This window comes from Microbacterium sp. G2-16M, from assembly GCF_055809115.1.
This window is the reverse complement of the sequence record NZ_CM147897.1, coordinates 1745430-1764165: the sequence shown is the minus strand read 5'-3', so window position 1 is coordinate 1764165 and position 18736 is coordinate 1745430. Positions and strand designations below refer to the sequence as shown.

The following is an 18736-nucleotide window of genomic DNA, read 5'->3' as shown; positions in this document are numbered from 1 at the left end:
CCGTGGCGACCCCCACCCAGACGATCGCGAACGCGCAGGCGCGCGTGTCGCACCGCGGCCTCTCGCTGCGTGCGAAAGCAGCGATCCTGCGGTGGGCCACGGTGGTCGCGGTCGTCATCGTGTGGGAGGTCGTCGCCGCCGGTCCCCTGGCCGGCAACCCGTACCTGTCGCCGCCCTCGGTCGTGGCGACCGAGGGCCTGCAGGGGATCCTCACGCCGGACGCCCTGTTCCAACTCGGCAACACGACCCTGCGATTCCTCGAGGCCTTCCTGATCGTGGTGGTGGCCGGTGTGCCCCTGGGGCTGCTGCTGGGCCGGCTCTCACGCGGCTCGTTTGCGGGGTCCCGCGACGTGGTCTCCATCCTCTACGCGCTCCCGATGGTCCCGTTCTACCCGCTGCTGGTCCTGTGGCTCGGGCTCGGTGCGCCGTCCGAGGTCGCGTTCGGCGTCATCCACGGCATCGTCCCGGTGGTCCTGATCGTGATGACCGCGAGCAACGTCGTGCGACCCGACCTGCTCACCTCGGCGCAGGTGATGGGCGCCGGCTCCGGGCAGCGCCTTCTCTGGGTCGTGCTCCCGGCCACCCTCCCCGAGGTCGTCGGCGCACTGAAGATCGGCGCCTCCCTGACCATGCTCGGCGTGCTGCTGGCCGAGCTGATGATCTCGGTGGACGGCATCGGCTCCTTCATCACGCAGCAGATCACGAATCACCAGGGCGCGCGCCTGGACGCGATGATCGTCGTGGTGTGCATCGGCGTGGTAGTCATCAACACTCTGCTGTCCGCGCTCGAGCGCCGTCTCGCGCATGGACAGGACAGCCAGTCCCAATAAAGAAAGGCAATCCCATGAAGCTCATCACCTTCGACGGCGGCCGGGTCGGCCGCCTCGAACTGGAAGAGGGCGTCGTGCTCGAACTCGACGTGCCCTCCACCCGCGAGTATTTCGAGCGCGGCGGCGACGTGCGCGAGACCGGAGAGCGGCTCGCGTACGCGGATGTGAAGCTGGAGGCGCCGATCCGCCCGAAGAAGTTCTTCCACACCGCGGGCAACTTCATCGACCACCACAACGAGCTCACGGCGGTGGACTGGTCGCACCCCGTGCACAAGGGCATCGTGTTCTTCCAGAACCTCGACGCGATCATCGGACCCGACGACGACATCGTCTACCCCGAGGGGCTGACCAAGGAGCTGGACTACGAGCTCGAGATGGCGATCGTCATCGGCAAGAGCGGAAAGTTCTTCGACGCCGACGAGGCCGAAGACTACATCGCCGGGTTCACCGTGTTCAACGACATCACCGCGCGCGACATCCAGCGCAAGGAGATGGAATCGGGCGTGTTCTCGTTCAGCAAGGGCATCGACACGTTCTGCCCGATCGGGCCCTGGATCGTCACGAAGGACGAGGTGCCCGACATGCACAACATGGCCATGGAGCTGCGGGTCAACGGCGAGGTGCGCCAGCAGGGCAACACCAACCGCACCCGCATCCAATGGCCGCACCTGGTCGCCTACCACTCGCCGCAGATCTTCAGCGCGGGCGACCTGCTCACCACCGGCACCATCTCGGGTGTGGCCGCGGTGCAGCCGAACCCGTTCGATTTCTACCTCAAGCCCGGCGACGTGGTCGAGGCCGAGATCGAGGGCATCGGCGTGCTGCGCAACCGCGTCATCTCGTGGGAGGACCGCTACGGCGAGCCCGCCCCGCAGCGCGTGGACTGGTGATCGCGTGAAGCTCGCCAACCTCGCCGGCCGTGCCGTCCTCGTCACCGAGGACGGCACGGTCGACGTCGCCGCGGCCTCGCAGGGCCGGTTCGGTCCCGACCCGCAGACGCTGTTCGATGACTGGGCCGCATTCGCGCAGTGGGCGCAGACCGCGCCGACTGCTGCATCCACCCCGTTCGACCCGTCGGCATTGGATGCCCCGGTCCCGCGTCCGCGGCAGGTGTTCGCGATCGGCCTGAACTACGCCGAGCACGCCGCCGAGGCCGGCTACCCGCCGGACGCGGCACCGGTCACCTTCACGAAGTTCCCGAGCTGCATCGTCGGGCCGCGCACCGTGGTGACGCTGCCCGAGGGGCACGTGGACTGGGAGGTCGAGCTGGTCGTCGTCATCGGCCGCGAGGGGTTCCATCTCACTCGCGAGAACGCGTGGGAGCACGTGGCCGGGCTCACGATCGGGCAGGACCTCTCCGAGCGGATCACCCAGCTGCAGGGCGCGGCGCCGCAGTTCAGCCTGGGCAAGTCGTTCCCCGGCTTCGGGCCCACCGGCCCCTGGCTGGTCACGCCCGACGAGCTCGCCGACCGCGACGATCTCGCGATCGGGTGCAGCCTGTCGGGCGAGCGGATGCAGTCCTCGCGCACCTCGATGATGCTCTACGACGTGCCCGAGCTGCTCGTGCGGCTCTCGGCGGTGTGCACCCTGCTGCCGGGTGACATCATCTTCTCGGGCACCCCGTCGGGCATCGGCAACCGTCGCACCCCGCCGCGGTTCATCGGCGCCGACGACGTGCTCGTCAGCGAGATCGAGGGCCTCGGCACGCTGACCACCCGGTTCGCCTGAACGCCCCTCACCGAAGGAGGGCCCGTGGCCGCCTGCCATGACCTGCGCGTGGAGTACCTGACCGCGCCGATCGGCATCGGCGTGACCGTGCCCCGCTTCACCTGGCTCGTCGACCATGCGCAGGCGGCGTACCAGCTGGAGGTGGCGGCGGGTGGGGACCAGGTGTGGGCCACCGGCGCCGTGGCCAGTCCCGAGACGGCCCTGATCGACTACGCCGGCGCGCCGCTGCGCTCGAATAGCACGTACACCTGGCGGGTGCGCAGCCGCGCAGCGGGCAGCGCGTGGACCGCCTGGGCGTCGTCGTCGTTCGAGACGGCGCTGCTGGATGCCGCGGACTGGCAGGCGGCATGGGTCGAACCCGCGCAGCAGGATGCCGTCGTGGAGCGGTGGAGCATCCTCGATTGGATCCGCGGCGCCACGCCGGTCGGGCCGCCGGAGCAGCGCCTGCGTCCACCACAGCTTGTGCGGCAGAGGTTCACGCTGGAGGCCGAGCCGGTGCGCGCCCGCCTGTACGCGACCGCGCGTGGCGTCTACTCCGCGTTCGTGAACGGGCGTCGCGCCGACGATCAGGTGCTCGCGCCCGGGTCGGACGCCTACCGGCACCGCATCTCGGTGCAGTGCTACGACGTGACCGGCGCGCTGACGGCCGGCGAGAACGTGCTGGGCGTCGCGCTGGCCGACGGCTGGTGGGCGGGCCGGCTGGGCCTGACCGGGTCGAGCGCGCAGTTCGGCACCCGCACTTCGGCGATCTGGCAGCTGCACCTGGACTTCGCCGATGGGACGACCTCGATCGTGGCATCCGGCGCCGATGCGCGCAGCGCCCCGGGGCCGTGGGCCTATGCCGATCTGTTCGTCGGCGAGCTCTTCGACCGCCGCGCCGAGCCCGTCGGCTGGGACCGCCCCGGATTCGACGACGCGGGGTGGATGCCAGTGGCAGAGGTCGGCCGCGACCACGAGGCGCTGCGTCCGTTCACCGGCGAGCCGATCCGGCGCGTGTGCGAGCTGCCGGCGGTGTCGGTCACCGAGACGGCCGACGGTGCGGTGGTCGACTTCGGCCAGGTGATCGCCGGACGGGTGCGGATTCGGCTGCGCGACACGCTCGCCGGGCAGCGCGTCGTGGTCGAGCACACCGAGACCCTTGCCGCCGACGGCACGTGGTTCACCAACATCGTCGGCATCAACAAAGACCAGACCGACGTGTTCGTGGCGGCCGGAGGCGATGACCGCTGGGAGCCGGAGTTCACCTACCACGGGTTCCGCTACGCCCGCATCCGGGGGATCGACCGGCTGGACGCGGCCGACATCGTCGCCGTGGTGATCGCCAGCGATCTGGCGCAGACCGGCCGGTTCGAGACATCCGATCCGCGGCTGCAGCGGCTGCACGAGAACATCGTGTGGAGCCAGCGCGCCAACTTCCTGTCCGTGCCCACCGACTGCCCGCAGCGCGAGCGCGCGGGCTGGACCGGCGACCTCCAGGCATTCGTCGGCGCCGCCGCCGACAACGCGCAGGTCGTGCCGTTCGTGTCGCGCTGGCTGGAGAACCTGCGCGCCGATCAGCTGGAGGATGGCCGCGTCCCGATCTTCTCGCCGCGCTCGCCGTTCGACGCCGAGGCGGCCCAGGCGGCCACCGGCGTCGGCGCGATCGTCGCGGCGGCGGGTTGGAGCGACGCGATAGCGAGCGTGCCCTGGACCCTGTACCGCCGATCGGGCGACCGACGCCTCGTCGAGGACAATTTCGGCGCCGTGCGGCGATGGATCGAGTTCCAGCGCACGACCGCGGCGGCCGAACTGCCGGCACGGCTCTCCGGCGTCGAGCTGACGGCCGCGCAACGTCGGAATCAGTCGCTGCTGTACAACACCGGCGAGCAGTTCGGCGACTGGCTCACCCCGTCGACCATGGAGGGGCGGCCCACGCACGAGGCGATCGGCATCGCCCCGGCCCTGACCGGCGAGTACATCGCGCCGATGTTCCAAGCCCGTACGCTGACCCTCGCCGCATCCATGGCCACAGTGCTGGGGCGCGAGGCGGATGCCGCGCAGCTGGCCGCCCGGGCCGCCGAGGTGCGTGCCGCCTTCGCGAGCGAGTACGTGGATGCCGCGGGGGATCTGCCGGTTCGGCTGCAGGGCGTCTACGTCCTGGCGCTGGCGTTCGACATGGTCCCCGTCGGGCTGCGCGGACGGACCGCGGCGCGCCTGGTCGAGCTCGTGCACGCACGCGGCGATCGGCTCGACACCGGGTTCCTGTCCACGCCCCACCTGCTGGACGTGCTGTGGGACAGCGGATACCCCGAGCTCGCCCGCACCCTGCTGTGGCAATCGCAGATGCCGTCGTGGCTCTACCAGGTCGACCGGGGTGCGACGACGCTCTGGGAGACGTGGGATGCCATCGCGCCGGACGGCGAGATCCGCCCGATGTCGTTCAACCACTACGCGACCGGCTGCGTCGACGACTGGCTGTACCGGCGGGTCGCCGGAATCCGCGAGACCGCACCCGGCTATCGCACCGCCGTGATCGAGCCCGACCTCGATGCCGGACCGACCCAAGTGCGCGCGGCGGTCGCGACCCCGTACGGTCGGCTCGAAGTGGAGTGGGAGCGTGGGGCGGATGCCGCATCCATCGTCGTCGAGGTGCCTTGGGGCGTCACGGCAGCGCTCGTGCTGGCGACCGGGCGCCGGGCCCTGCCGCCCGGGAGGTCGAAGCATACGGTCGCACATCCGTGACGGTCCTGCACTGCATCCGTCACGCTGATAGGGCGCATAAGCAACATCGTCTTCACTGATGTGACTGATTCGGCTCCAATGGGAAGAGCCGTGCAGATGCGCGGCCGCGGTCGCGCGCGCGACCGCACCGTGGACTCGATGGAGAGGCACATGACTGAAACGCTGGGAGCCCGCACCCGACGGGCAGGGGTGTGGCAGGCCGTCCTGCTGCTGGCGGGCAGCTGCATGCCCGTGCTCGGATCGGTGCTGATCACACCGGTGCTGCCGCAGCTGTCGGAGCATTTCGCGAAGGAGCCCGGCGCCGAGGTGCTCGTGCCGATGATCGTGGCGATCCCGGCGCTGATGATCGCGCTGTTCGCCCCCTTCGCCGGACAGATCGTCGACCGCCTGGGCCGGAAGAAGCTGCTGATCGGCGCCCTCGTGATCTATTCGCTGGTGGGCACCGCGCCGGTCTGGCTGGAGGGCCTCACCGAGATCCTCGTGAGCCGGGTCCTGGTCGGCGTGTGCGAGGCCGCCATCATGACGGTGTGCACGACGCTGATCGTCGACTACTTCCACGAGGAGAAGCGCCGCAACCGCTACCTCGGCCTGCAGACCGTGACCACGACCCTGGCGGCCACGGCGTTCATCGTGATCGGCGGCGCTCTGGGCGCCGGCGGCTGGCACGTGCCGTTCTGGGTGTACCTGGCCGGTGTGATCATCGCCATCCCGATGCTGTTCTCGCTGTGGGAGCCGGGAGCCGACCCCACCGACGCACATGTGGCCACCGGCGAGCGCGCCCGCGTCCCGTGGCGTCGGATCATGGCACCGCTGCTGGTGACGCTGTTCGGCGGGTTCGCGTTCTACGTGCTGATCATCGAGGTCAGCTACCTCGTGGTGGGCACCGGCATCTCGGCCGGCAACACGGGCGTCATCGGCGCCGTCGCGGCCGTGGCATCCCTGGCCACTGCGATCGGCGGCCTGCTGTTCGCCCGGCTCGCGGTCGTGCGTCCGGTGCGGCTGCTGCCGATCGCCTTCGGCTTCCAGGCCGTCGGCATGATCGTGGTCGGGCTGGTGCCGGCTCTGCCGGGCGTGATCGTCGGCGCGATCATCGCCTCGTTCGGGTCGGGCCTGCTGCTGCCCTCACTGCTGACCTGGGCGGTGACCACGGCTCGGTTCGAGGAGCGCGGACGGGTCACCGGATGGTGGACGGCGTCGTTCTACCTCGGGCAGTTCCTCACCCCGATCCTGATGGGCGCGATCTCGGCGGCGGTCGGCGGCCTTGCCACCGGTGTCGCCGTGGTGGGCGTGGTCGCGGCGGTGTTCGCGATCGCGACGCTGATCGTGAACGGGCGCCGGCCGACCCCGGTCGCCGTGGAGGAATGACCCCGTCCCTTCTGCCGGCGCGGTGACGATCGTCGCCGGCGGCTCACCGGGGTGGAGTCAGCTCCACCCCGGTGAGACGTCTGATGGCGGCGGCCAGCGCGGTGGCCGCATCGATCTCACCGGGACCCAGCAGGGCCTGAAGAGACAGCCCGTCCTTGAGTGCGAGCAGTTCGCGGGCCAAGCTGATCGGTCGCAGGCTGGGGTCGAGGCGTCCCGACCGCTGCATCCCCTCCAATGCCGAACCCAGGTCCTCGGCGAGGGTGCGGTAGAGCTGGGCGAAATAGTCGTGGGCCGGATGCCGCGGATTGGTGGCCTCGGCCGACAGCATCGCGTACAGAGCCATCAGGCCGCCGGTCCGTGCGTTGTCCGCGGTCATATCGACCAGGGCCTGCAGGGGCGAGGTCGAGGCTGCGACGGCCGCGTCGAAGGCGGCGCGGTCGACGGCATCCCGGCGCTCGAGCACCGCGGTGAGCAGGGCCTCTTTGCTGTCGAAATGGTGGAGCAGGCCCGGTCGCGAGATGCCGCAGGCCTCGGCGATGTCCGCGAGGGTGGCGTTGTGGAACCCCGACTGGCCGAACGCCTCGATCGCCGCGTCGATGATGCGCTCCCGGCGGGCGCGCCCGGTCACGTATCCGTCGGCGCGCGTACCCATGACAGCATCCAACCATATGAATACCTTTGCCCGAGTCAGGATTTAAAACTTACGAAGAAGTAAGGATTCGTGCTACGGTCGCCCCGCGCTTCGATGGCGAAGCGCCCCGCCCGCCGAGTGACGTCGACCCGACAGAGAGAGAACACCATGCCCTACCGACTCGCACCGAACATCGAGCTGCTGTTCACCGAAGCCGGCGACTATCACGACCGCGTCCGCGCCGCCGCGGCGGCCGGGTTCACCGCCGTCGAGATGTGGGGTCCGACCGGCGTGGACGCACCGGCCACGCCCAAGGACATCCCGGCGCTGAAGGCGGCCCTGGACGAGACCGGGACGCAGCTGACCGCGCAGCTGAGCGAGCCGCGCACCCAGTTCATGATCCCGCCGCGCGACCACTCCGAGTTCTACCGGAAGCTCGACGAGGGGGTCGCGATCGCCCACGACCTGGGCTGTCCCCGGATCGTCGTGGGCAGCGGCACCGGGTTCGGCGGCAGCAAGCGGCAGACCCAGCTGGATGAGCTGATCGAGATCTACCGGAAGGCCGTCGCGCAGATCGACGGGTCCGACATCACCCTCGTGCTCGAGGCCGTCAACGTCCGGGTGGACCACCCGGGCTCGTTGCTGGACCGCACCTCCGAATCGGCGTACGTGGCCCGCGGCGTGGACTCCGAGTTCTTCGGCGTGCTCTACGACCTGTATCACTCCACGGTCGAGGGCGAGGATGTGGCCGCCGAACTCGCCGCCGCCGGCGACCTCGTCCGCTACGTGCAGATCGCGGACGCGCCGGGCCGCGGCGAGCCCGGCAGCGGCGCGATCGACTGGCCGGCGGCGCTGCGGATCCTGCGCGCATCCGGATACGACGGGCCGATCGGCCTGGAGTACTACCCGACGCAGGAGTCCGCGGCATCCACCGCGTACATCCGCGACATCGCCGCGACGGCCTGAGCGGAGGAGCACGAGATGGCATGGCCGAAATGGTCCTACATGGATCACTGGGTGACGCAGACGCCGCAGGGCCCGCTCCCGCCGCAGTTCAACCGCGCCCACATGGACCGCTACCTGAAGCAGCTGGCCGCCGCCGGCTTCACCGGCTTCGACACGTTCTTCTTCTACCTGCCGGCACTCGTGGGCATGTACGGGTCGCTCGCGAACTTCGAACAGCGCCTGCGCGATGTCGGCATGGAGAAGATCACCGGCGTGTTCACCGCCTACCCGTCGGCGACGGAGTACACCTCGCCGCATGAGCGCAGCACGCATGAACGGGTCTTCGCGGACTGCGAGAAGACGGTGCGGCAGCTGGACGGCCTTGCCGTGGAGAACTTCATCGTGATGCCTTCGAGCACGTTCCACCAGACGGCGCCGGTCACCGACGACAAGATCAAGGCGATCGCCGAGCTCTGGTCGCGGGTGGGCGAGATGACGCTGCGGCACGGAATGAAGACGACGTGCCACTTCGAGTTCTGGGGCGCGATCCGCACCCGCGAGCAGCTCGACCTGTTCTTCGAATACGCCGACCCCGAGACGGTGTTCTTCTTCTGCGACACGGCTCAGCACACGATCGCGGGCGTCGATCCGGTGCAGATGTTCCGTGACTACCGCGACCGCTGCTCCGGTTTCCACTTCAAGGACACGCACGATGTCGACCTGCACGAGGCGTACCGCACGCCGCCCGACCCCGAGCTCATGGCGCCCGGCGTCGACCGCTGGTTCTACGAGATGGGCACCGACGGCGGTCTCGTCGATTTCCCGGCTCTCATGCGCGAGATCGTCACGTCCGGATACGACGGGTGGCTCACGGTCGAGCATGACAAGGCCGACACGTTCGGCGGCACCTACGCCGAAGCGACGTGTGTGGCGAAGTGGTACATCGACAATGTGCTCGAACAGGTGCGGGCAGAGGCCGAGAGGGAGGTCGCGCGATGAGCGACACTTTGCGCTGGTCGTACGCGCTGAACCAGTGGAACTACCGAATGGACGTCTTCGTCAGGCACGATGAGCAGCTGCGTGCGCTGAAGACCGTCTCGGCGCTCGGGTTCGATCACGTCGAGCTGGCCAGCGGGATGGGCGGCCGGTGGGACAACATCGGACGGCCCGAGGTGATCCTGGCCAATCACGGCGATGCAGGCGGGTTCGCCCGCTTCCTCGGCCGTGCGTCCATCGGCGGGATCTCGAGCGTCTTCTGGGATCCGGGTGTCCCGGTCGAGGAGGAGGGATACGCGTTCCTGATGACCGTCGACCCGTCCCAGCACGACCGGATCGTGGCGGCGGCGGCGCCGTTCGTCTCGTTCCTGTCGTCGATGGGCGCCGAGCAGCTGGTCGTGCGGCCGGCACCGTCCGCGTGGATGACCGGTCCGCTCGACGACCAGGCCGTGCGTCGGGTGGCCTCGTTGTGGAATCGCGTCGGCGAGCGCGCCCGTGAGGCGGGCGTGGGCGTGGCCGTTCACTACGACTGCCTGGGCGGGATCCGCACCCGTGAGCAGTGGGATGTCTTCCTCGACGCGACCGACCCCGAGCTGGTCGGCGTCGCGGTCGACACCGCGGAGATGGTGATCGCGGGGCTGGACCCGGTCGCGTTCTACCGGGACAACGCCGCCCGCGTGACGCACGTGCACCTCAAGGACGCTCTGCACGCCGACACGGGCGAGGAGTACCTCACCCCGGGCGCCGAGCAGTCCATGCTGCAGGGGGGCGGGGGTCGTCGGATCGAACGATGGATCTGCGAGCTCGGCGCCGAGGGCGGCAGGGTCGACGTGCCGGCCTTCGTCGGCGCCCTGCGTGCACACGACTATGCCGGATGGGTCGTGGTGGAGAGCGATCACAGCGGTCAGCCCGCCGAGCTCGCGATGCTCAATGCCTGGTATGTCCGCCATGAGCTCGGGGCTGAATTGCCGGTATCCCGCCAACTTATGCATTAAACAGACAAATGCGGTAGCCTGCTGACACACCTCAGAGAAGGAGCGATGATGCCCAACGGACTGATCACGCCGGACAGCCTCCGGGTCCACCCGGAGGGTTTCGCCCTGAGCCTGACGATCCCGTGGTATCGCAGCCTCTGGCTGTCCTCGGTGAGCACGATCCGCCTCACCGTCGACGGCGTCGAGGTGCCGGCGGAGGATCTCGTCTTCGAGCTCGACGGAACCCGCTACGCGATCGCCGACCTGCCGGCACAGAGCGACGTGCTCTGGTACCTGCAGGAGCACCCCCTGCTCATCGCCCGGCGCGAGACGCCCTTCTCGCCGGCCGAGCAGCACGAGGTGACCGTCCACGGGGAGCTGCGCCTGCCGTACATGCAGATCGCGCCGGGCCAGGACGGCGGCCCGGGCGTCTACGTGCCGAACATCGTCCATCAGACGCTCACGCTCATCACCGGGGATCGGGATGCCGCGACTCCGGCCCTGGTCTCGGATGTCGCGCCGCCGCCCGCCACCGAGGGCGACCCGTTCCGGCTCGGGCTCACCCTCTACTCGGCCAGCGCCGAGTTCCGCGCGGGCTGGTTCGACTTCGATGGACTGCTCGACCGGGTCGCCGAACTCGGCATCGGGCCGGGGATCGAGATCGTCGCCTCGCAGATGGTGCCCACCTACCCGCACGTCTCTGACGAATTCGTGCGCACCTGGCGGGCGGCGTTCGACCGCCACGGCTTCGACGAGAGCGCTTTCGGAGCGAACCTCGACATGGGGCGGCGTCGGGACCGCGACATGACGCCCGACGACGAGTTCGAGTTCTCCAAGCTGATGTTCGAGGGTGCGCGCAAGCTCGGCTTCCCGCTGGTGCGCATCCAGTCCGCCAAGCCCGACCTGCTGCGTCGGCTGCTGCCGGTCGCCGAAGATCTCGACCTGAAGCTCGCCTACGAGATCCATGCACCCATGGGCCCGAACGCTCCCGAGATCCTCCGGGTGCGCGAGACGTACGCCGAGCTCGACTCGCCGCTGCTGGGCTTCGTCGCCGATTTCTCCGCGACCATGCACGCCATGTCACCGACCCTCCTGCGCGCCGTGCAGCGCGCCGGGCTGGACGACGAGGCACTGACGACGCTGCAGCGCATCTGGGCGACGGATGCCCCGATGCGCGAGCGGCAGGAGGAGTTCATCGGCTACCTCCGCGGCCGCGACTTCGACCCCGGCCGCCTCGGCTCGTTCGCCCACCTCGCATTCAACATGCACGGCCACGTCGACCCGGGCGAGTGGGCCGACATCATGCCGCAGATCCTGCACGTGCACGCGAAGTTCTACGACATCGACGAGCACGGGCAGGAGCCGGCGATCGACTACCCCGAGCTCGTCCGCGTGTTCGTCGAGGGCGGCTACCGCGGCTACTGGTCCAGCGAGTGGGAAGGTCATGCGTTCGCCGAGCTCGGCGAGGTCGACCCGCTCGTGCTCGTGCGGCGCCAGCACGACCTCATCCGATCCACGATGCAATCGCTGCGCCAGCCCGCCTGACGAGGAGGACCGCATGACCGACGACACCGAGGTCGACTTCCGGGCGATGCCGTTCCCCGAGGCTCTGCGCTGGCTGCGAGAGCACGGCGAACCTGCCGACCCTCGTCCCGACATCGACACCGCGTCCCTGAAGCGCCGGTTCCCGCGGCTGGCCGACGTGACCACTCGCGACCTGGTCGTCGAGAGCGCGCACGGGTCCCAGCCCGCGCGTGCCTACCGGGATGCCACGGCCCCGGCATCCGGCAGCGCTCTGGTGTGGGTGCACGGCGGCGCCTTCATCGGCGGGTATCTGGATATGCCCGAGTCGAACTGGGTCGCACTCGAACTGGCCAGTCGCGGCATCCCGGTCCTCGCGGTGGACTACACGAAGTGCCTCGGCGAGACGCACCACCCGGTCCCGGGCGACGACGTCATCGCTGCCTGGCAGTTCGCGCGGGCGCACGCTCAAGACCTGCTGGGCGTCGGCGCCGATGCGCTGCTGCTGGGCGGCGCGAGCGCCGGCGGGGCGCTGACGTCGGCGGTCACCGGACGGCTCCGCGATTCCGCCGTGCCGCTGCCGGCCGGACTCGTCCTCGTCTACCCGGTCGCCCACCCGTCGGGCGAGCACCCGGGCGAGCTGCCCGACCCGGCATCACCGCTGACGCAGATCTCTCTGAACTACGCCGGCTCTCCGGAGGCACTCGCCGATCCGCACGCATTCGCCGGCAACGGAACAGGCGACGGCTTTCCGCCGACCCTGATCGTGGTGTGCGAGCACGACGGGCTGCGGCCCTCGGGTGAGGCGTTCGCCGGGCAGCTGCGGGACGCGCACGTCGACGTCACGCTCCACGTCGAGCCGGGCGCCGACCACGCGCACATCAACGAGCCCGCCGACCCGGCCGCCCACCGCACGCTCGCCGTGATCGAGCGGTGGATCGCCGACCGCGGACGGCAGGCATGACGCCGGAGGGGGCCCCGCTGCAACGGCTGCGGGTCTCGGCCGACCGGCGTCGTCTGGAGACCGCGTCGGGCGACCCGTTCTTCTACCTGGCCGACACCGCGTGGACACTGCCGCAGCGACTGAAGTGGGATGACGCGGCGTACTACCTGCAGCGGCGCCGCGCTCAGGGCTTCACCGCCGTGCAGATGGTGGCGCTCGACCCCGAACGCGACGTCGAGATGCGCAGCCCGTCGGGTGAGCCGGCCCTGATCGAGGGCGATCTGAGCCGCCCGAACGAAGCGTATTTCCGGTACCTGGACCGGATGCTGGACCTGGCCGGACAGCGGGGTCTGTATGTGCTGCTGCTGCCGGTGTGGGGCCAGCTGGTCGTCGGCGAGAACTGGGGCGGGGCGACCTTTCCCAAGACCGTGACAGAATCGAACGCCCACGCGTTCGGACGGTGGATCGGGGCGCGCTACCGCGACCGCACCAACATCATCTGGTCCTTGGGCGGCGACCGGCAGCCCGTGCACAAGGGCGTCGACTACCGCGGAGTCTGGCGGGCCCTCGCGGAGGGGGTCGCCGAGGGCAGCACCGGCCAGGTCTGCCACTGGAACGTGCCGTCCGCGGCGTGGGAGCAGGTGCTGATCACCTACCACACCTGCTTCGAGATGGAGACCGGCGAGTACTCGACGATGTCCTACTGGACCGATGAGGACGTGTGGATCGACTTCATCACCCTCCAGTCCGGCCACGGGCGTTCCACCCGCAGCTACACGGCCGTGCGCCGCGAATTCGAGCGCGGGCGGACGCTGCCCGTGCTCGATGCCGAGCCCGCGTACGAGCGGATGCCGATGAACTGGCCGCAGCTGCACCCGCTGCACGGCGACTGGATCGTCCGGATGCGGGCGTACTGGAATCTGCTCGCGGGCGCCTTCGGGCACACCTATGGCCATGCGTCCGTCTGGTGCATGATCTCCGAGAAGGAGCGCAACGAGGTCCTCGATGCCACCTGGTTCGAGGCGCTGGCCCACCCGGGCGCGTCGCAGATGGGCGTGCTGCGCGGCTTCGTCGAAACGATGGATGTCGATCGTTGGGTTCCCGCGCAGTCGATCCTCGCCCACGACGCGGTCTGCGATGACGACTGCGTCGACGGTCATCGGCAGGCGGCCGTCGACCGTGACGGGACGTTCGCCATCGTCTACCTCACGGACGGCGGCACCGAGACGGTCGACCTCACGCGGCTTCAGGCGGATGCCGCATACCGCGGCGTCTGGTTCGACCCCCGCACCGGCGGATTCGCCCATGCGGCGTTCGACGTGTCGCGGACCGATGCACCGATCCCCTTCACCGCCCCGACGGCCGGCCCCGAGGAAGACTGGATCCTCGTCATCTCGTCGCGCCCGGATCAGCTCGAGCTGCTGGGGAGGCAGCGCACCTGGGGAGCCGAGCCCGAGGTCGGCCGGATGTCGATGATCTGGGCCGAGTAGCGCGGGCCACGCATGCCGAGCCGAGGCCGGACGGCGCAGACCGACTCACCCGATGGAGGCACTCATGAACGACCCACGCTGGCGCATCGCCGACGGAGCCCTCGAGCACGACGGCCGGCCCGCGCTCCTGCTCGGCGGGCAGGTGCACAACTCGTCTGCATCGAGCCCGGAGGGCATCGCCCGCTCATTCCGCCATGCCCGCGACATGGGCGGCAACACGGTCATCGCTCCGGCGTACTGGGACCTGAGCGAGCCGGTCGAGGGCGGATTCGACTTCGCGCTCGTGGACGCGATGCTGACCGAGGCCGACGCACACGATCTCCGGCTCGTGCTCCTCTGGTTCGGCGCCTTCAAGAACGCCGGGTCGACATACGCCCCGAGCTGGGTGCGCGCCGACCCGGTGCGATTCCCGCGCGCCCGGGTCGGAGGCGGCATCCGCCCCGCGTTCACGTACGAGGGCGCGACGCACAAGCCCGTCCTGAGCGTGTTCGCCCCAGACCTGCGCGACGCCGACGCGCGCGCGTTCGAGGCGCTGATGTCGTTCATCGCCCGGCATCCGCTCCGCGACCGGATAGCGCTGGTGCAGATCGAGAACGAGGTGGGTCTGCTGGCCGACAGCCGCGACCGGTCCGATCTCGCCGAAGCCGCGTGGAATGCGCCGGTACCCGCGGAGTTCATCGCGTTCGCCGGCGGTGCGGCCGAAGACTCGGCCGTCGGCCGCCTCTGGCACGCAGCCGGAGGCCGACGGAAGGGATCGTGGGCCGAGGTTCTCGGGGTCGGATGGGAGTCCGAAGAGATCTTCATGGCATGGGCGTTCGGGACGTACGTCGAAGCGCTCGCGAGCCGTGGTGCGGCAGTGTGGCCGGTGCCGTTCTACGTCAATGCGTGGCTCGGCCCGCAACCCGGGCAGGACCGGGCGGGTCAGTACCCCAGCGGCGGACCCGGTGCACGGGTGCTGGATGTGTGGCGTGTGGCAGCGCCGACGCTGTCGATGCTCAGCCCCGACATCTACATCGATGATGCGGCGTCCGTCGCCTCCGCCTACGCGGCCGGCGGTCACCCCCTGTTCGTTCCGGAGTGCCGGCTGCAGGCCGGCGACGCCGTGCTGGCGCTCGCCGCCGGCGCCCTGGGCTGGTCGGCGTTCGGCATCGACGACGCCCGTGTCGGCGGACAGACCTCGCAGCTGCTCGGGCTTCTCCGGCAGCTCGAGGAGACGCTCGCGGGCGCACAGCGCGACCGTCGCCTCGCGGGCATCGTGCTCGAGCCCGGAATCGAGTCGGCCGAGGTGTCGCTGGGCGGATTCCGCCTGGTCGCGCACGGCACGAGGCAGCTGTTCGGCCGGATGCTGCTGGACATCGGCGTGACGCAGCTGCCGCCGGCGGCCGAACCGCCGGCCGAGACCGTTCCCGGCGCACGCATCGCCGCGCCGCACGACACCCGCCCGCTGGCACTGGTGGTGGCCGAGGAAGACGACACCTTCCTCGTCATCGGAGAGGGGATCACCCTCGATTTCTTCCACGACGATGCGACCGTCGAGATCGACGCGGTCCGCGCAGGGTCGTTCATCGACGGTCGATGGATGCCCGGGCTCGCGCTGAACGGCGACGAAAGGCTCGAACTCCTGCCGACCGATGGGATCGGCGTCGTCCGCGTACGGCTGCTCCGGCTGCCGAGTTAGTTAGCTGCCCGGACGAGAGGGAGCGAGTGCGTCAGGCGGCTTCCGCGGCCGCCTGAACGCCCTCCTCGACGATGCGACCCGCTTCGATGAAGAGCTCTCGCATCCACGCGTGCTCCGGGTCCCGGGTATGCACCGGGTGCCACCAGAGTGCGTTCACCAAGGGCGTCGCTGCGAACGGCAGGCGCACGATGCGCACCCCGCCGACCTGTCGCGCCAGCGGCACGAGGGCGGACTGGATCAGACCCACCCGGCGGCTGCCGACGACGAAATGCGGCAGCGCGAGGAAGCTCTCCACCACCACGTCGACCCGCGGTTCGACACCGAGCTGCTGGATCTGCCGTCCGACCGAGGTGAATGCGCTGCGGGAGGCATACGTCATCACGAACGGCAGCGTGCGCAGGTTCTCCATCGTCAGCTCGTCGCCGACCGCATCATTGGCATCCGCAACGACCGCGACCCAGCCGTCGCGCCAGAGATCCGCGTACGGCAGATCGCTGAGGAAGCCGTGCGGGATGATCATGGTGTCCGCCGATCGAAGCCGGTTCGCAGCATCCTCGACCACGGTGGGCGTATGCAGCAGGAAGCGGAAGCGCACGCCCGGGGCGCGCTCAGCCGCCAGCCGGGTCACGACGGTGCCGATCGTGGCGAAGGCGTGGTCCGAGCCGTACACGGAGAACTCGCGGGTGGACTCGGTGGGCTCCCACGCGGCCTGGCTCTCGAACACGCGGCGCGCGGCGTCCAGGGCCGTGGTGGTGTGGTCGATCAGTCGGAGCGCGAACGGCGTCAGCTCGTAGGTGTTGCCGCGCCGCGCGAGGATCGGGTCGCCGAAGTGCGTGCGCAGCCGCGCGAGCGATGCGCTCAGCGCCGGCTGGCTCAGGTGAAGTCGCTCGGCGGCTCGCGTGACGCTGCGCTCGGTGAGCAGTGCGTCCAGGGAGACCAGCAGATTGAGGTCGAGACGCGAGAGCAGAACGTGGTCGGTCACGGCGATGTGATCCTCAGGACGGGTGACGGAACACCGCCCATTGTATCCGTCGGGTGGATGCGAATGCCAGGCTGTATCCATCAGGGCGATGGGGCGGCGAGGATCCGCTGCACCAGGATGGTGATCCGTGTGGCGAATTCCTCCAGCGTCTCGCCCGTCTCGCTCCAGAATGCGGGGCCGTACATCGTTCGGAACGCGCACTCCGTGTACACCAGTCGCGCGATCGAGGATGCCAGCTCCGCGTCCTCGATCGGAAGGGTTGCACTCACCCGCTCCTGCAGGCGCCGCGACATCACCGCACCGTGCTGCAGGAGCCAGGGGTCGTCGACCGCCCGATGGATGATCGCGCGCAGCAGGGCGGAGTGCCGCTCGAACACCCCTGCCGTCGCCGCGATCGCGTCCGCCACGCTGCCGGAAGCCCCGGCGAACAGCTCGTCCTCGGTGGCCACGACCTCGTGCATCGTGCGCTCATAGACAGCGCGGAACAGCTCCACCCGTCCGTCGACGCGCGCATAGATGGACGGCGGCGCGACATGGGCCCGGCGGCACACCTCGTTGATCGTGAGGGCTTCGTACCCGCCCTCTTCGAGCAGTGCTCGTCCGGCGGCCAGCACCCGCTCCCAGGAGGCGCGGCTGCGCGCCTGGAGCGGTTCCCGCACCGGGGTGGTCGGGTCGGTCTGGCTGGTCACAAGGAGGCCAGGATACCGTCACCCATCTCGTCGAGCTGGGCGACGATCTCGCGCGGGTTCCGTTCGCCGACCTGCTTCTGCAGCAGCGGCGTGTGGTCCAGGACCAGATCACGCAGCGGACGCAGTGCTCGGGGCGCGTGATGGAAGAGCTTGCCCAGCATGTATGCCGACTGCACCTGCTCACAAGTGTGCGGGATCCGCGGCGTCTCGTACGCCACGAGTGCGCGCTCGACCGCTGCCGTGTCGGAGAGATCGACTCCCGCCAGATGCCGGCCGAGGAAGTACCCGTCGCAGATCGACATGCCCGCGCCGTAAGCGGCGTACGGACTGGTGGCATGCGCCGCGTCGCCGGCGAGGGTGATGCGTCCGCGCGACCATCGCTTCAGCGGCGGGATGTCGCGGATCGGCCAGCGCTGCAGGCTTTCGACGGGTGTCGCCGCGACCAGTTCGGGAAGCGGACTCGGAAACCCGCTGGCCAGTCTCGCCGCGTGGCCCTTCAGATCATCCGGAGCCGGGCGGTCGTCCGGCCAGGCCTCGAGCACCCACCATTGGAAGCCCGATCGTCCCTGGCTGCGGATCGACGTGTACGTGCCCTGCGTGGTGCGGTTGTGGGTGAGGACCACTTCGTTGCGCTCGGCTGGGATGTCGGCGACGAAGGTGAACCCGCCGATGATGTGGAGATCGTGCGGGCGCTTGCGGACATCGCCGAACAGATGGTGTCGCACCGTGGAGTCGATGCCGTCGGCGCCGACCAGGACCGGCGCCTGGACGGACTCGCCGTCGGCGAAGCTGAGCGTGACGCCGTCGCCGTGGTCGTCGATGCCGACGACCGTCCGATTCGTCTGCAGGACGTCGTCGGGGAGTGCGGCGAGCATCCGCCGGTAGAGGTCGGGCCGCAGCATCCCGATGAAGCCGCCGCCGAATCGCTCGACGACATCCGGTGGGATCCGCACGTCGGCGCGCACCCGCCCCTTCGCATTGCGAAACGTCGTGTGGCAGGGTGCGCCGAGATCTTCGACGTCCACGCCCATCGCCGCCAGCGCCTTGATCGGCGGGGGCCAGAGATTGAGGATGTTGCCGGCCGGCCGGGCCTCGCGATAGCGCTCGTAGATCACGGCGCGGTGGCCTGCCGTGATCAGGCTGAGCGCTGCCGCCATTCCGGCCGGTCCGCCCCCCAGTACGGCGATGGGAAGTTGTGGGGACATCATGCTCTCCTCTTCGAGACTGCTGATACTGTAATGCT

At 69.7% G+C, this 18736-nt stretch carries 16 protein-coding genes; 12 read left to right on the top strand and 4 right to left on the bottom strand.

Annotated elements, in window-relative coordinates:
* Positions 1-2 precede the first annotated feature (2 nt).
* From AC0L6F_RS08355 to AC0L6F_RS08335, 5 genes are all read left to right on the top strand, one after another.
* Positions 3-830 carry an ABC transporter permease gene (locus AC0L6F_RS08355; protein WP_473537480.1) on the top strand — a complete coding sequence of 276 codons (828 nt, stop codon included), beginning with the start codon at positions 3-5 and terminating at the stop codon, positions 828-830.
* 14 nt (positions 831-844) lie between these two features.
* The gene (locus AC0L6F_RS08350) at positions 845-1720 is read left to right on the top strand and encodes a fumarylacetoacetate hydrolase family protein (protein ID WP_274636114.1); all 876 of its coding nucleotides are present in this window, start codon (positions 845-847) and stop codon (positions 1718-1720) included.
* Positions 1721-1724: 4 nt separating this feature from the next.
* Entirely contained in the window at positions 1725-2558 is an 834-nt protein-coding gene (locus AC0L6F_RS08345; protein ID WP_473537479.1) for a fumarylacetoacetate hydrolase family protein, read from the top strand.
* A gap of 24 nt (positions 2559-2582) precedes the next feature.
* Positions 2583-5279 (top strand): family 78 glycoside hydrolase catalytic domain, encoded by a 2697-nt coding sequence (locus AC0L6F_RS08340; protein WP_473537477.1) that lies wholly within the window; start codon positions 2583-2585, stop codon positions 5277-5279.
* 150 nt (positions 5280-5429) lie between these two features.
* The gene (locus AC0L6F_RS08335; protein ID WP_473537475.1) at positions 5430-6644 is read left to right on the top strand and encodes an MFS transporter; all 1215 of its coding nucleotides are present in this window, start codon (positions 5430-5432) and stop codon (positions 6642-6644) included.
* A gap of 43 nt (positions 6645-6687) precedes the next feature.
* On the opposite strand, the gene AC0L6F_RS08330 is transcribed toward AC0L6F_RS08335, so the two are convergent.
* Entirely contained in the window at positions 6688-7296 is a 609-nt protein-coding gene (locus tag AC0L6F_RS08330; RefSeq protein ID WP_473537474.1) for a TetR/AcrR family transcriptional regulator, read from the bottom strand.
* A gap of 147 nt (positions 7297-7443) precedes the next feature.
* On the opposite strand from AC0L6F_RS08330, the gene AC0L6F_RS08325 reads away from it, so the two are divergent.
* The 7 genes from AC0L6F_RS08325 to AC0L6F_RS08295 all read left to right on the top strand — a co-directional run bounded on the left by AC0L6F_RS08325 (position 7444) and on the right by AC0L6F_RS08295 (position 15822).
* Positions 7444-8241 (top strand): TIM barrel protein, encoded by a 798-nt coding sequence (locus AC0L6F_RS08325; protein WP_473539917.1) that lies wholly within the window; start codon positions 7444-7446, stop codon positions 8239-8241.
* Between the two features lie 15 nt (positions 8242-8256).
* A complete protein-coding gene (locus tag AC0L6F_RS08320; protein ID WP_473539916.1) occupies positions 8257-9219 on the top strand; it encodes a sugar phosphate isomerase/epimerase family protein in 963 nt (320 codons plus the stop codon).
* Positions 9216-10211, top strand: a complete 996-nt coding sequence (locus AC0L6F_RS08315) for a sugar phosphate isomerase/epimerase family protein (RefSeq protein WP_473539915.1) — start codon at positions 9216-9218, stop codon at positions 10209-10211. Before AC0L6F_RS08320 ends, AC0L6F_RS08315 begins: the two co-directional genes overlap by 4 nt.
* 48 nt (positions 10212-10259) lie before the next feature.
* Positions 10260-11735 (top strand): C-glycoside deglycosidase beta subunit domain-containing protein, encoded by a 1476-nt coding sequence (locus AC0L6F_RS08310; RefSeq protein ID WP_473539914.1) that lies wholly within the window; start codon positions 10260-10262, stop codon positions 11733-11735.
* A gap of 13 nt (positions 11736-11748) precedes the next feature.
* Positions 11749-12675 carry an alpha/beta hydrolase gene (locus tag AC0L6F_RS08305; protein ID WP_473539912.1) on the top strand — a complete coding sequence of 309 codons (927 nt, stop codon included), beginning with the start codon at positions 11749-11751 and terminating at the stop codon, positions 12673-12675.
* Positions 12672-14144, top strand: coding sequence for a glycoside hydrolase family 140 protein (locus AC0L6F_RS08300; RefSeq protein WP_473539911.1), 1473 nt, complete (start codon positions 12672-12674; stop codon positions 14142-14144). The genes AC0L6F_RS08305 and AC0L6F_RS08300 overlap by 4 nt, the downstream gene beginning before the upstream one ends.
* A gap of 64 nt (positions 14145-14208) precedes the next feature.
* Positions 14209-15822: a DUF5597 domain-containing protein gene (locus AC0L6F_RS08295; RefSeq protein WP_274636103.1), complete on the top strand. Its 1614-nt coding sequence runs from the start codon at positions 14209-14211 to the stop codon at positions 15820-15822.
* A 31-nt stretch (positions 15823-15853) separates the two neighbouring features.
* Here AC0L6F_RS08295 and AC0L6F_RS08290 read toward each other — a convergent pair whose 3' ends face one another.
* The 3 genes from AC0L6F_RS08290 to AC0L6F_RS08280 form a co-directional block, all read right to left on the bottom strand.
* Positions 15854-16804, bottom strand: a complete 951-nt coding sequence (locus AC0L6F_RS08290; RefSeq protein ID WP_473539910.1) for a LysR family transcriptional regulator — start codon at positions 16802-16804, stop codon at positions 15854-15856.
* An 80-nt stretch (positions 16805-16884) separates the two neighbouring features.
* On the bottom strand, positions 16885-17493 hold the full coding sequence (locus AC0L6F_RS08285) for a TetR/AcrR family transcriptional regulator (protein WP_473539909.1): 609 nt from the start codon (positions 17491-17493) through the stop codon (positions 16885-16887).
* The gene (locus AC0L6F_RS08280) at positions 17490-18698 is read right to left on the bottom strand and encodes an FAD-dependent oxidoreductase (RefSeq protein WP_473539908.1); all 1209 of its coding nucleotides are present in this window, start codon (positions 18696-18698) and stop codon (positions 17490-17492) included. The genes AC0L6F_RS08285 and AC0L6F_RS08280 overlap by 4 nt, the downstream gene beginning before the upstream one ends.
* Positions 18699-18736: the final 38 nt, after the last annotated feature.

What these genes read in the sequence shown, in the direction of transcription:
- AC0L6F_RS08295 (WP_274636103.1), top strand. Translation starts at nt 14,209, where the DNA reads ATGAACGACCCACGCTGGCGCATCGCCGACGGAGCCCTCGAGCACGAC.
- AC0L6F_RS08305 (WP_473539912.1), top strand. Translation starts at nt 11,749, where the DNA reads ATGACCGACGACACCGAGGTCGACTTCCGGGCGATGCCGTTCCCCGAG.
- AC0L6F_RS08350 (WP_274636114.1), top strand. Translation starts at nt 845, where the DNA reads ATGAAGCTCATCACCTTCGACGGCGGCCGGGTCGGCCGCCTCGAACTG.
- AC0L6F_RS08300 (WP_473539911.1), top strand. Translation starts at nt 12,672, where the DNA reads ATGACGCCGGAGGGGGCCCCGCTGCAACGGCTGCGGGTCTCGGCCGAC.
- AC0L6F_RS08335 (WP_473537475.1), top strand. Translation starts at nt 5,430, where the DNA reads ATGACTGAAACGCTGGGAGCCCGCACCCGACGGGCAGGGGTGTGGCAG.
- AC0L6F_RS08280 (WP_473539908.1), bottom strand. Translation starts at nt 18,698, where the DNA reads ATGTCCCCACAACTTCCCATCGCCGTACTGGGGGGCGGACCGGCCGGA.
- AC0L6F_RS08330 (WP_473537474.1), bottom strand. Translation starts at nt 7,296, where the DNA reads ATGGGTACGCGCGCCGACGGATACGTGACCGGGCGCGCCCGCCGGGAG.
- AC0L6F_RS08325 (WP_473539917.1), top strand. Translation starts at nt 7,444, where the DNA reads ATGCCCTACCGACTCGCACCGAACATCGAGCTGCTGTTCACCGAAGCC.
- AC0L6F_RS08310 (WP_473539914.1), top strand. Translation starts at nt 10,260, where the DNA reads ATGCCCAACGGACTGATCACGCCGGACAGCCTCCGGGTCCACCCGGAG.
- AC0L6F_RS08320 (WP_473539916.1), top strand. Translation starts at nt 8,257, where the DNA reads ATGGCATGGCCGAAATGGTCCTACATGGATCACTGGGTGACGCAGACG.
- AC0L6F_RS08315 (WP_473539915.1), top strand. Translation starts at nt 9,216, where the DNA reads ATGAGCGACACTTTGCGCTGGTCGTACGCGCTGAACCAGTGGAACTAC.